Source organism: Mycoplasma sp. CSL7475-4, assembly GCF_024834065.1.
GTDB lineage: Bacteria > Bacillota_I > Bacilli_A > Mycoplasmatales > Metamycoplasmataceae > Mycoplasmopsis.
This window is the reverse complement of sequence record NZ_JANUYA010000003.1, coordinates 22,548-36,667: the sequence shown is the minus strand read 5'-3', so window position 1 is coordinate 36,667 and position 14,120 is coordinate 22,548. Positions and strand designations below refer to the sequence as shown.

The window sequence follows — 14,120 nt, the reverse complement described above, 5'->3', positions numbered from 1 at the left end:
ATAATTTGCGAATCAGAGTATCTTTTATGAATTTTTATCATATATAATTTAAAATATATTTCACTATTTAAGGAGTAAAAATGATTAATTACGTAAAACAAACTCACGAAATTAATGTTTCGTCAGTTGAATGAAAAAAAATAAAAAATGATATTTTAAAAGATGCGATCTCAAAAGGCTTAAAAGTTTCACCCCAAGAAATCAAAAATAAAGCTTCAATGACTGTTTTAAGAGAAAAAACAAAAGAATATATCGAACAAATTCTTGATCCTGCTCAAAAAAATGTGCCTGTAGGTGGTCCTTATGTTGATTTTATCAATGATGAAGATGAGTTTAGAGCAAAAGTTGATTTTGTTTACTATCCAAACGAAGAAATAAAAAAATTAGATTATAAAAATTTAAAAATTAATTTTAATGTTCCTGCAATTACACAAGAAAGTTTAGACGCTATTTTTGAAGAATTTAAAACCAATTATCCAATAACTAGAGAGGTTAAAGATCGCCCAATTGCTGTTAAGGATGTTGTAACTTTAAATTTAAAAGGTTCAAAAGATGGTCAAGTTGTTGATGAGCAAAGAAATGTAAAATTGCAAGCATTAACATCAAATGATTTTTCAATTAATGCAGAATTAATTGGTAAAAATGTTGGTCAAACTTTTACATTAAACGACCCATCAAATGTTTTTTGAACAATTGAAATTATTTCGGCAACTTATGACGAAATAATTCACGTTACAGACGAAACTTTTGTTAAATTAGAAGAACAAAATATTAACTCGCTTGCAGAATTGAAAGTAGAATTTGAAGCCAACTTGAAAAAAGAATTATTCTCTAGAGAATTATTGAAATACTACGAATTGAATGCTGACGCTATTGTTGCTCAAAACATTATTAATTACAGTCCTGAATATATTACTGAAACAATGCAAAAAATAACACAAAACGAAATGCGTCCAGGTGGTTTAGCACAAGACCTTAACTCACCAAAAGATTTAGACATGAAAAATCCAAATCACCTACAAATTAAAAATATTGCGGAAGCTAGTGCAAAAAAACGTACTGCATCAATGTTATTAATTCAAGCGATCCAAAATGATTTTGACTTTGTTGTAAGTGATGAGTTAGTTCAAAAACAAATTGACTTTATTCAAAAAATTCATAACCGTAATCCACAAAGTTTATCGTTCGAATCATTACGCAACGTAATAAAACAACAACTAACGATGCTGAAATTAATGGAATTAACTAGTTCGGAAAATGCAAAAATTTTCACAGATGCATTAAAAATTACTGAATAATGTGCTTTTTTAACCCTATTTAGTCAAAAAAAATAATTTTATTTATGCTCTCATAATATAATTATTTCGACAAGGGTGCTGTAAAAGGCTGAGATTATACCTATGTGCGGATCATGGTAATTCATGCGTAGCACGAAATTTTAAAAATATCCCCTTGTCGTCGTATAGAGGATATTTTTGTTTATTAAATTTTTAAAATAAAAATAAAAAACCTCTCCGCTAGGAAGGAAAAATGAAATTAAAAATATTAACTATATTACCTATAGTGTCAGTTTTGCCCATAAGTGTTGCTTGCCACAAAAATACTAGCAACAATACTGAATTGGACACTGAAAGAAAAGAATTTTTAAGTGCAACAAAAGCACTGAAAATGTTCAATAAAAACTCCACAGAGATTGATATACCTGAATATATTACTGAAATTGGACCTGGTGCTTTTAGCAAATTTTATAATCTAAAAAAAGTTAACTTTCCCAAAAATTTAATCAGTATTGCGCAAGGTGCTTTTGATTATACAGCAATTCAAAATTTAGAACTACCTGATGGTATTGAATCGCTTAACGGGTTCAATTACACATTAATTGACAACCTTCATCTTCCAGAATCTCTAAAAAAGATAGGTGGATTTAAAGAAGTGTTACTGAAAAATATTGAATTTCCTGAGGGTTTAGAAGAAATTGAGCAAAATGCTTTCGATGAGTCAGATTTAATTGCAATAACTTTGCCGAGTACTTTAAAAAATCTAGGTGGTTTTGCGCGTACCAACATAAGAACTATTGATTTACCTGATAGTATTGAAAAAATATACAAAAATAGCTTTGATGATACAAAAATCACGAGTGTTGAATTGCCTGCTAATCTAAAAGAAATTGGGGGTTTTGCTCGTACTTCAATTCGTAAATTGGAATTGCCAAATAACCTAAAAATAATAAGAGAAAATAGTTTTGACTCAATACCTATTCAAGAATTAAAATTGAATAAAAATTTAGAAAAAATTGGCGGTTTTTCGCATTCAACACTGAGAAAAATTGAATTTAACGAAAAACTAGACGAAATATTCGAAAATAGTTTTAGTGAATTAGAATACCTAAATTCAATAGAATTACCTAACAATTTAAGAAAATTCGGGGGATTTCAAAAATCGAATTTTAGCGAAATAATTATTCCTGATTCTGTAATTGAAATCCACCCTAACACTTTGGCTTATTCAAAAAATATAAAATATTTAAAATTGCCAAGCAAACTAAAAAAATTAGGTGGGTTTCAAGGAACACTAGTCAGTTCACTACAACTGCCACAAAGTCTAGAACAAATTCATCAAGGTTCATTTGATTCAACACCAATTTCGAGTTTAGATTTACCGCAAAATTTAATTTATTTAGGCGGGTTTGCAAATACTGATATAAGAAACCTAAACATACCTGAATCAGTTAAATTTATTGCTCCTGGTTCATTCGATTTGAAGAGTGATATTCAATATGATGTCATTAACCTAAAATTGCCAGATAATCTCATCTCGTTAGGCGGGTTTAAAAATTGAAATATTGAACAAATCGAATTGCCTAATACACTTGAAACAATAGAAATCGGTACTTTTGATAATACGAAAATCGCAAAACTTAAATTGCCACCACAATTAAAAAATTTAGGAGGCTTTACCGGTACCTTTATAAAAGAGATTCATTTACCAAATTCAATTGTAAACATTTATCCTGGAACTTTAGACGAAACCGAATTGAGCTCACTGAATTTACCAAACAATTTAAATTCACTAGGTGGTTTTGCAAGAACAAGAATTACAAAACTAAAAACGCCAAAAACACTCAAGATCATACATAAATCAGCGTTTGATAGAGCACCGATTTCAAGTTTAGATTTAAATGAAGGTTTGGAAATATTGGGAGGTTTTGCCTTCAATCAACAATTGACAAGTTTAACCATTCCATCAAGTGTTAAACAAATACTGCCCGTTTCATTTAATGATACAGGAATTAAAGAAATTACATTACCTGATAATTTAGAAGTATTAGGGGGCTTTGGTGGTCAAAAATCATTGATTTCATCAGTAAATTTACCCAAAAATCTAAAAAAAATAACTAATGATGCTTTTACTTATAATCAAAAAATTAGAAAGATAACCTTGCCGGAAGGACTTGAAGAATTATATGGGTTTGGTTTTACCAGAATATATGAATTAAAATTGCCATCTAGCATCAGAAAAATAGGGGGCTTCAATCAAACACAAATAAGCAAATTAGTTTTGCCACCAAGATTGAAGAGTTTTTCTGGTTTTAGCGAAACCGGTGTACAAGAATTAACATTACCACAATATGTCAAACAAGCGGAAATATCAAAAACATATTGACCGCATTTATATTTAATAAATATTTACAGCAAGTATTTAATGAATAATAAAGAATGAGTTGAAGACATTAAAAATCAACAAATTCCATTCAAAGATTTCACAAAGGGGAAAAATGAAAAAGAATAAATTAATATTGCTTGGATTTTCATTTGTTTCTATTCCATTTGTTGCAGCTGCATGCAGTAACAACAATAAAAAAACACAATCAAACGAGGAAAATAAACAAGAAATCGCAAAAAGCGAATTTGATATTGAAAAAGAAAAATTACAAAAAATTATTGAAGACGCACAGATTAAACACAAATCTTATAGTTCCGAAGAAGGAAATGAAGCTTTTAGCAAATCGGGGGAAGGAATAACAGAGGCCACTAAAGCGTTCCATGAGGCACAGACGGTAGAACAGTTAATTCAAGCCGGCCAAAAACTAAAGAAAATCATTGAAGAAACTGAAAAATATAATAATTTAACAATCGATGAAAAGCGTCAATTAGTTAAAGACAAATTTAACGAAAAATTAAACAAAGCTAAAAGCATATTGGGTCAATTAACAAAACCTGACGCAATTGAACTTTTGCAAACTACAATCAATACAAGCGAAGCAATAAGCGAAGATGATTTAAGATACTATAATAAATTAATTAAAGCTACAACAAACATTGAATTAGTTATTGAAAATTCTTTAAATTTAGATAAAAAAAGCAATAAAGAACTATACGAATTATATTTAGGTCGTGAATCTAGAATAATGAATAATTTCGAAAGAGAATTTGGAAATAGCGAAATATATTTAGATATTCAAAATAAAATTAGAAGTCTTTTTACTACTGAAAAAGACGCAGATAAATCAAGTTATACTGAACAAATTTACGCACAAAAAGAAGCAGATTTAAAAAGACAAATAAACGAAATATTGCTTGATGTTAAAACAACAACATTGACAAAAAATGCTGCTCTAACTTTATATGATTCAGAAATCACAAGTCTACAATTGCTACCGGAAATTAAATACATTCAACAAGATGCATTTAAAGATTATTTTGAACTTGAAAATATAGTCTTTAATGATAAACTGGAAACTATTGATCAAGGTGCCTTTGCAAACACTAAAATTTCTTCATTAACTCTTCCGCAATCATTGAAAAAAATTAGCGGTTTTGAAAAAACACCAATAAAAGAACTTATTTTGCCACAAAATGTTGAAATAGTCGAATTTGCATTCAATAATGCAAATAATTTGAATAAATTATTGCTAAATGAAGGATTGCGAGAATTAAGTGGTTTTAACGAAACATCAATAACTTCACTGAATCTACCGGCCTCTTTAACGAAGTTTTATGGTTTTAGAAACTCATTAATAAATGAATTATCTTTACCAGCATCACTTACTACATTTGTTACTTATTTACCAGAGTTGACAACATTATCAATACCAGCAGAGTTCAATCTTGATTTAATTACAACAGATACAAGTTCGACTAATGGTATTGTAATTTCGTCTGAATTATTTCCAAAAATTGAAAATATTTTTGTTCAAAACGAAGAACAAAAAACAAAACTAAAAGAACTTTTATCAACAAACATTGAAATTGAAAATGAAGACGAAATACGAAGTGAAATTGAATCGTTAGAAAATACCAAAAGTGAAAGAATTAGAAGCTTGCAGTTATACATTTCATACTTGCAAAATATAGCAACTATTGCCATCGATAATTATCCAAATATAAGCGAACAAGCAAAACATGAATTAATTGAATTAGCACAACCAGAAAGCAATGATGATAACAGCGTTATTGCTGAAATAAAAAACTATCTTATCGATTATAAATACGCCTGAACGACAAACAAAAAATTAACTGATATTGACGAAAATATCATTGCATTAAAAAAAGTTATTAATTTAGCTGGTTACGAACTAAATGCTGAAAAAATAAATAATGATGATAAATTAAAAGAAGAAACAAGAACAAATTACATTGCTGAAGATGAAAAATACAACAACAATAAAAAAGACTATGATGGAATTGAATCAAAAATCAGTAAATTGAATGAACTAATAAAAAAATACAGAGAAGTGGTTAAAAATTCAGAATATTATATTCAATATTTGAATCTAATCGCAAAATATAAAGTTCTACACAAAATACAAACATTGACTGACGAACAAAAAAACGCAATAAAAAAATTAATTAATTTATCAATCAATGAAATTGATGAAGAATTAACAAACAAACTGAGTGATTTTATTTTTGTTCGTAAATACAATTCACATGATACATTGATTAATACTCAAAGAAAAATCGATGAATTAATCGCTTTGATAAACGTTGTTAATTTTGAATTAACAGATGAAAATATTGCTGCGCAAACTGAAGAAGAATTGCCAAATGAAGATTCAATTAAATCTGAATTTGAATTAGAAAAAAATAGATTTGAAGGTTCAAAAGTTAATAAATGAAATGACATTATAAAAATAAAATAGGTTTAAAACTCATTCCTACAATAACTACATTTATTTCTTTGCCAATTGCAACTATTTCTTGTGTAAATAATGCACGAAAAAATAATGATGTTTTTAATAAAGAAATTCCGTTAACTCTAAAGTTCAACAAGCAATATAGCTTTTTAAATAACTCTAATCAGTACAAAATAAATGATGTAAAAATTGATACATTTATCAATCCTAAAAATGAAGATTTATACATAAACGTCAATGAATTTATTGCAAAAATCGACGGAATAACAGATCGTACGCTGTTCAAATTCAAATCCAAAAAACAAAATAAAATTTATTATGCAAACGGCGAAAAAGAAATAATTTTTGATCTGGATCAAAACAAAATTTTAGTCAATAATTTAGATGTATTTCAAATACTAAAGAATTCTGAAGTCATTGACTACGCTAAAAGAATTGAATATAAATCTACTGAAACTACTAAACTTTCAGACAATGAATTTAGTGAATTTGATTTAGCAAAATACAATATGAGTATTGAAGAAAAAAACAATCAAATATATATTCCTTTTTCAATATTTAATCTACTATTTCTTAGCCAAAATTATTATAATGTTTATTTCAACGGCGAAAAATTCATTGGCGTTAGCACCGTAATCAATAAAGATATTGACGCAAACGAGTATAACTTAATAATGAATAATATAAATAATAATAAAGAACAAACAAAGCAATTTAGATTAAATAATTACAATTTTATGTTGTTTGTTTTTGATAATTTTTACGGACTAAAAAATAGTTTTCTAGCACAAAATAATGCAAAAAGTTTTGATGAGTATTTTGAAAAAACTGGATTAAAAGAGCAATTTTTATCAGTAAATATTGACGATAATACTGCCGGTTATGAGAAATTGTTTTATGAAAATTTAAACGAATTGCACTCTTCTATACAGTCAGGTTCATATTATCATCCACAAAATTATCGTGCTAATCCTTATGGGTCTGCGAGAAGTCAAAAGGTGAATGAATACATTGGTTGATTAGGCATACTAAGAAAAATTAGAAACGCTTCACTTGCTAATAAAGAAAATAAATTTGTTATTTTTCACGACGATACAGCAATAATTTACCTTGACGAATTTATTATCGGCACAAATGAAAATTTAATGAGTGAAGAAAGTTATCAATATGATAGTTTTGAGAAAATGTACAAAGCAATGGAGTTGATTAAGCAAAATCTAACACCTATAAAAAAAATAATTTTAGATCTTTCTCTTAATGGCGGTGGTTCTATCGCCGCAATGGAAAAAGTAGCAGGATTTTTGACAAACAAAGATCAGCAAATTTATTTCTACGAAACAATAAGCAAATTGTTATCGTACTCAAAATATCGTGTTGATGTCAATAAAGATAATGCGTATGATACAAAAGATGGTTACCCCGATTATCAATGATATATACTGACCGGTATCAATACTTTCAGTGCCGCTAATTTATTAACACACATTGCCAAAGTCAATAAGTTAGCAACTATCATCGGTAATAAATCAGGGGGCGGAATGTATTCTATTTTGCCGCTTGTTTTGCCTGATGGAACAAGTTTAGAAATATCATCAAACAATGCCTGAGTTTCAGGCTCAAATGATCAAATTAAAAGTGAATCTCAATTGCCTTACACACAAGAAGGTATTGAAGTTGATATCACAATCCCTTATCTAGCCTATATGAACTATGACATCATTAATGCCTATTTAAATGACCCTGTTCAAGGCGAAAAAGAGTACAACAAATATTTAAGAACAATAAAACTGTCGGCTTGAAAAAATGAAAAAGACAATATTGATAAATATATTAAATTTATCAATAAGAAAAAACGCAAACAGTACGAAAACGAAATTAATGACAACGTCATACAAGAACAAGATAACCTAGATACAATGGAAGAAAAAATTGAAAATATGAAAGCTATCTTTAGATATGTAGAACACGAGTACTTTAAAAAATACAATAATAATTAGCAGTTTAAATCAAAATAAAAAATCAAAACAAAACGCAAAATTTAATTAAAAATTGCGTTTTGTTTTTTTGTGGCAAGTAAAACATAAGAAAGTGAGAACATAAAGCAAAAAATTAATTTTTGATATAATTTAAAAATATTTATGGAGGTTTCATGTTAGAAGTACAAAATTTAAGCAAAATATTCAGTGATAAAAAACTTTTTGAAAATGTCAATTTAAAATTTACAGAGGGTAATACATACGGAATTATCGGTGCAAATGGTGCCGGTAAATCAACATTTTTAAAGATAATTTCAGGTGAAATAGAGGCATCAGGTGGTCAAATAATTGTTGAAAAAAACCGTAGAATTAGTGTTTTAAGCCAAGACCATAATGCCTATGACGACTTAATCGTAACCGAAGTGGTCGTAATGGGAAATACCGACTTATACAAGATAAAAAGCGAAAAAGACGCAATTTATGCTAACCCTGACGCAACAATGGATGATTACACTAGAGCTGGTGAATTAGAAGAAAAATTTGGAGAACTAGGTGGCTGAACCGCCGAAAATGATGCTCAAGAATTACTTTCAGGACTACAAATCCCAAAAGAAAAATGAGATGTTCCAATGAATCAATTGACTGCTAATCAAAAAATTAAAGTTTTATTAGCAAAAGCTCTTTTTGGTAACCCTGATATTTTAATCATGGATGAGCCGACAAACCACCTTGACTTGCGTTCTATCAAATGATTAGAAAACTTTTTGGCCGAGTATGACAATGTTGTTATTGTTGTTAGTCACGATAGTGATTTTCTTGATAATATTTGTACACACATTGTTGATATTGACTTTAATGAAGCAAAAATTTACACTGGTAACTATACATTCTGAAAAGAAAGTAGCCAACTTGCTCTTGAATTAACAAAACAACAAAATGCTAAAAAAGAAGTACAAATTGAAAAATTAAAGCAATTTATTGCTCGTTTTAGTGCCAACGCATCTAAATCACGTCAAGCAACATCACGTAAAAAATCACTTGAAAAAATAACTTTAGACGAAATTAAACCTTCAAATCGTAAATACCCTTATATAAATTGAGATATCAATAGAGAACCCGGAAAAGATATTTTAGAAGTTGATTCAATCTCATATGAAGAAAATGGTAAAGTAATGTTTCAAAATGTTTCATTTACACTGTCAAAAGGTGAAAAAATGGTTTTGATTGGTGAAGATGATATCGCTAAAACACGTTTTCTTGAAGTTTTATTAGGTTTGAAAAAACCTACAAGTGGAAGTGTAAAATGAGGTCAAACAATTAAGCACACTTATTATCCAAACGAAAATAAAAAGTATTTCACTGAAAAAATGAGTATTTTAGATTGAATTTCTCAATGACCGCTAGAAAATACAACCGAAGAAACTAGAGATGTTTCCGACCAAAGAATGCGTGGTTTCTTAGGTCGTATGTTATTTTCAAACGACACTGTGTTTAAAGATGTAACAGTTACATCTGGTGGTGAAAAGGCTAGATTAATGTTCTCAAGAATGATGCTATTAGAAGCTAATTTTTTAGTTTTAGACCAGCCATTAGACCATTTAGACGCCGAAAGTATTGACTCATTAATCACAGGATTAAAAAATTACAGGGGTGGTGCTATTTTCACAACTTATAACCGTGCCCTTGTTAATCAAGTTGCCAATGTTATTTTAGAAATTTCTCCTGATAAAAGTTTTATTTATCATGGAACACTTGACGAATACGAAGAATTAATGAATTATTAATAGCGTTGATTTTACATAAAAAGATATTAAATTAAATACCTAGAATATTACAAAAGATCTAGGTATTTAATTTTTTTAAAAAATAAACTACTATAAATTGTGACCAAAAAAACAGCTTAATAATATTTGAGTATTTTGCAATAAAAAACCCAAAACTTTCACAATAAAAACGCTTTATTGTCTGGAAGTTTTGGGTTTTTATAAACATTAAACAAAATATTGTTGATTAATTTTGGTTTTCATCAGCTGGTTTAAATTCGCTAGCTGGTAAGAATTTGGTCTCACCGTTAGGGTATCTAAACGACATATTATCATTTTTTTTGTTAGTAATGTTGATGTAGCTAACACGAAATCCATTTTCCTCTTTTTCTATTGAAAAATGTGGAGTTATCTCTCATTGTTCACTATATTTTGGATTTTTAAATCTTAATTTAATATCAGATGCTGAAGCATCATTGAATGTAACATTTTCTTTGTTTTCATAAACAACTTCAATGTCATCGAAGATACCGAAATAATCAGTATCAACAATTTCATCAATTTCATCAGGTTCACGAACTATTGGAACTACATGTTCTTCAAACTTAACTTCAACCTCTTGAACAGTAGGTGCGTTTTTAGGAACTTGTAAAACAATATTTCAGTTAAAAATGCTATTTTTAATTGATAATAATTCTGGTTCTGTTGTTTCTTTTTCATTTAAGTATTGTGGATAAAGACTTTCTAAAACATGAAAATCATCTTTTAAAGAATTTAAAAGGGTTTTTGATTTATCAATAAGACCTTTACTTTTTAATAGATCAGCATATTTGTTTTTGATTTTGGCTACTATACCTTTACCGTCAGCTGTTTCGCTTAATTTTTTATTTCTCTCTTGTTCTTTTTCTAATTCTTCATTTTGTTGCTTTATTTCATCTTTATTTACTTTCTTCGTTGATAGAGCAATTGGAATAGAAATGCTAACTGCGGCACCCGCTGCAAAAAGAGAAACTGCACTCAAAATTCCTCTTAATTTAGTTTTTTTATCATTATTTGATTTCATCATTACCCCTTATTAAAGTTAATTAAAAATAAATGTTATTTTAATTATATAACTATTAATTTAATTAGGTTCAAATTTATTGAAATTTATTGAAAATTATTGATATTTTCTTTAAAAAAGTATTTTTCGTATTTATGATTGCTTATCAATATTTATGTTTTTTGCATTAAATAAATACTTTTTAGATGTTTTTTTAAAAAATAATTAGTGATTGGCACTAATTATTAATTTCTTGATTTTGAATTAGAAGCAAAGATAAAATTAATGTTTTTGCCCTTTTCACTCCATTTTTTTTCATACCCGGTCATTACATTATCTTTAGCATAAGCACTTGAATGTAGATTTGTACCAAAATCAATTATTTTTCAATTGTTTTGGGCAAATGATTCCAATGAAAACTCATACAATTGATCATTGTCCGATTTAAATTTCAAAATAGAACCATTATCCATTAATTTACTGTATAAATCTAGATATGTCTTGTATGTTAAACGACGCCGAAAGTGACGAGCCTTTGGTCACGGGTCGCTAAAAGTTAGTCAAATTGTATTTGCATATCCACTAAAAATTTGGGTTATGTTTGCTGCGTCTGCAATGATTATTTTAAAATTATTTAATTTATATTCTTGTGCTTTTTTTAATGACTTTGCAGCTACAGTTGGGTATTTTTCGACTCCAAAATATTTATTACTGGGGTTCATCCTTGCCAATTCCACAATCATTTCGCCCTTGCCCATGCCAATTTCCACAACTGATGTCTTGTCTAATTTAATCGGTAAATCACTATCTTTAACTAAAAATTCGGAATTATTTAGCTTATCTATTGCATTTTTATCATGTCTTAATCTCATAATCACAATTTTATTAAAAAGCATAGTCAAACAAAAATATTTAAAAATATTAGCAGACTAACTATAAGAGTGCTAAAATATAATTATTAAAAGGAGGTTGTATGAATCCAAACGATTTTAATATTGAAGACATTTTTGGAGGATTAGATCCAAATAATAAAAATAAAAAAGAAGATGTTTTAAAAACATATGGAAGAAATTTAACAGATTTAGCAATTAAAAATGAACTAGACCCGGTTTTAAATAGAGACGAAGAAATTCGAAGAATTATAAGAATATTAAGTAGAAAAACAAAAAATAATCCAGTCTTGGTTGGGGAACCAGGTGTTGGTAAAACTGCAATTGTTGAAGGTTTAGCACGAAAAATTGTTGAAGGACAAGTGCCAGAAAATTTAAAAGGTAAAGATTTAATTGAGTTAGATTTAACATCGATTATTGCTAACGCTTCATATCAAGGACAATTTGAAGGAAGATTGAAAGAAATCTTAAAAAGAATTGAAGAAAGTGACGGCGAAATCATTTTGTTCATTGACGAAATTCACATGTTGATTGGAACAGGAAGAAATGATAAAGGGTCAATGGATGCTGCTAACATTTTAAAACCGTTAATGGCTAGAGGTAAATTACATTTAATTGGTGCCACTACTTACGATGAATATCGTAGATATATCGAAAAAGATGCAGCCTTAGAAAGAAGATTTCAAAAAGTTGACATAAATGAGCCTTCTGTTGATGACACTATTGCAATTTTAAGGGGAATTAAAGAGCGTTTTGAAAACTTCCATAACGTTAAAATTCAAGACGATGCAATAGTAGCTGCTGCTCGCTTATCATCAAGATACATTTCAGACCGCTATTTGCCAGATAAAGCAATTGATTTAATTGATGAAGCTGCCGCTACAATTAAAACTGAAATAAACTTTAAGCCTGAAGAATTAGAAATTGCTCAACAGAAATTAGCAATGCTTGAAATGGAAAAAATTTCGCTATCAAGCGACAAAATTAACAAAGAAAAAAATAAAAATAGATTAAATGAGTTAGAAATCTTAATCAATGAAGAAAAAGAAAAAATCAATAATTATCAAAAACAGTGAGACTTTGAAAAAGACCGTCTTGAAACTTTATCTTTAGCCAAATCAAAATTAGAGAATTTAAGACACCAGTTAACAATTTATCAAAAAAATGCCGAATTTGAAAAGGCGTCAAAAGTTTTATACATTGAAATACCAGAATTAGAAAAACAAATAATGGAATTTCAAAAACAAATTAATGACTCGTCTTCATCTCTAATTCAAGATACAGTTACAGGAGAAGAGATAGCGTCAATTGTCTCAAAATGAACTAAAATTCCAGTAACTAAATTACTAGAAAATGACAAGACAAAACTATTAAATCTTGAGCAAGATTTAAGAAATAGAGTTAAAGGTCAAGATGAGGCAACAAGACTTGTTACCCAAGCGGTTTTAAGAGCAAAAGCAAACATTAATGACCCAAACCGTCCGTTAGCTAGTTTTCTATTTACTGGGCCAACAGGAGTTGGTAAAACCGAATTAGCCAGAGCATTAGCTTATTCACTATTCGATTCTGAAAAACAAATGATTAGAGTTGATATGTCTGAATATATGGAAAAACATTCAGTTTCTAAAATTATCGGTGCTCCTCCAGGATATGTTGGCTTTGACAGTGGTGAATCATTGACAGAAAAAATAAGAAAAAATCCTTATACAATTCTGCTTCTAGACGAAATTGAAAAAGCACACAAAGAGGTTTTAAATATTCTTCTACAAATTCTTGATAACGGAGCTATAACTGATTCTAAAGGGCGTGTTATTAATGCAAGAAATTTAATCATTATTATGACATCGAACCTAGTTTCAAACATTGAACAATTGAATCAAAAAATTGATACAGAAGAAATCAAAATTGAGTTATTGAAATATCTTACTCCAGAGTTTTTGAATCGTATAGATGAAGTAATTAAATTTAACTCATTAGACCAGGACACAATAATTGAAATTGTAAAATTAGAACTAAAAAAATTGAGTGACAGGGTCTATGAGGCCAAAGAAATAAAACTTGATTTTACACAAAAAGTAATTGAATTTATTGCTAATTCTGCGTATGATTCACAATTTGGAGCCAGACCAATAAAAAGATTTATTCAAAATAAAATTGAAAGTTTATTAGCCTACAAATTAATAGAAAACGGGAATAAAATCAACTCAAACATAACAATTGATGTCTTTGCCGGCAACATTGTTATCAAATAAAAATTAGTCGTCTTTCTAAGACGACATTTTTTCTTGCATTTAAAACCTGCGAATAAAATAT

Annotated in this window: 8 protein-coding genes; 6 read left to right on the top strand and 2 right to left on the bottom strand. The window is 28.6% G+C overall.

What is annotated here, in order from left to right; translation table 4 throughout:
* The first annotated feature begins 80 nt into the window (after nt 1-80).
* From NXS15_RS01690 to NXS15_RS01670, 5 genes are all read left to right on the top strand, one after another.
* Entirely contained in the window at nt 81-1,298 is a 1,218-nt protein-coding gene (locus NXS15_RS01690; protein ID WP_259290144.1) for a trigger factor-related chaperone, read from the top strand.
* A gap of 232 nt (nt 1,299-1,530) precedes the next feature.
* The gene (locus tag NXS15_RS01685) at nt 1,531-3,789 is read left to right on the top strand and encodes a leucine-rich repeat domain-containing protein (RefSeq protein ID WP_259290143.1); all 2,259 of its coding nucleotides are present in this window, start codon (nt 1,531-1,533) and stop codon (nt 3,787-3,789) included.
* On the top strand, nt 3,776-6,142 hold the full coding sequence (locus NXS15_RS01680; RefSeq protein WP_259290142.1) for a leucine-rich repeat protein: 2,367 nt from the start codon (nt 3,776-3,778) through the stop codon (nt 6,140-6,142). Before NXS15_RS01685 ends, NXS15_RS01680 begins: the two co-directional genes overlap by 14 nt.
* On the top strand, nt 6,115-8,133 hold the full coding sequence (locus NXS15_RS01675; protein ID WP_259290141.1) for a S41 family peptidase: 2,019 nt from the start codon (nt 6,115-6,117) through the stop codon (nt 8,131-8,133). The genes NXS15_RS01680 and NXS15_RS01675 overlap by 28 nt, the downstream gene beginning before the upstream one ends.
* A 152-nt stretch (nt 8,134-8,285) precedes the next feature.
* Nucleotides 8,286-9,896 (top strand): ABC-F family ATP-binding cassette domain-containing protein, encoded by a 1,611-nt coding sequence (locus tag NXS15_RS01670; RefSeq protein WP_259290140.1) that lies wholly within the window; start codon nt 8,286-8,288, stop codon nt 9,894-9,896.
* Nucleotides 9,897-10,122: 226 nt separating this feature from the next.
* On the opposite strand, the gene NXS15_RS01665 is transcribed toward NXS15_RS01670, so the two are convergent.
* On the bottom strand, nt 10,123-10,938 hold the full coding sequence (locus NXS15_RS01665; protein ID WP_259290139.1) for a hypothetical protein: 816 nt from the start codon (nt 10,936-10,938) through the stop codon (nt 10,123-10,125).
* 224 nt (nt 10,939-11,162) lie between these two features.
* Entirely contained in the window at nt 11,163-11,789 is a 627-nt protein-coding gene (gene trmB, locus NXS15_RS01660; protein ID WP_259290138.1) for a tRNA (guanosine(46)-N7)-methyltransferase TrmB, read from the bottom strand.
* A gap of 101 nt (nt 11,790-11,890) precedes the next feature.
* On the opposite strand from trmB, the gene NXS15_RS01655 reads away from it, so the two are divergent.
* Nucleotides 11,891-14,059: an ATP-dependent Clp protease ATP-binding subunit gene (locus NXS15_RS01655; protein WP_259290137.1), complete on the top strand. Its 2,169-nt coding sequence runs from the start codon at nt 11,891-11,893 to the stop codon at nt 14,057-14,059.
* The last annotated feature ends 61 nt before the right edge of the window (nt 14,060-14,120 follow it).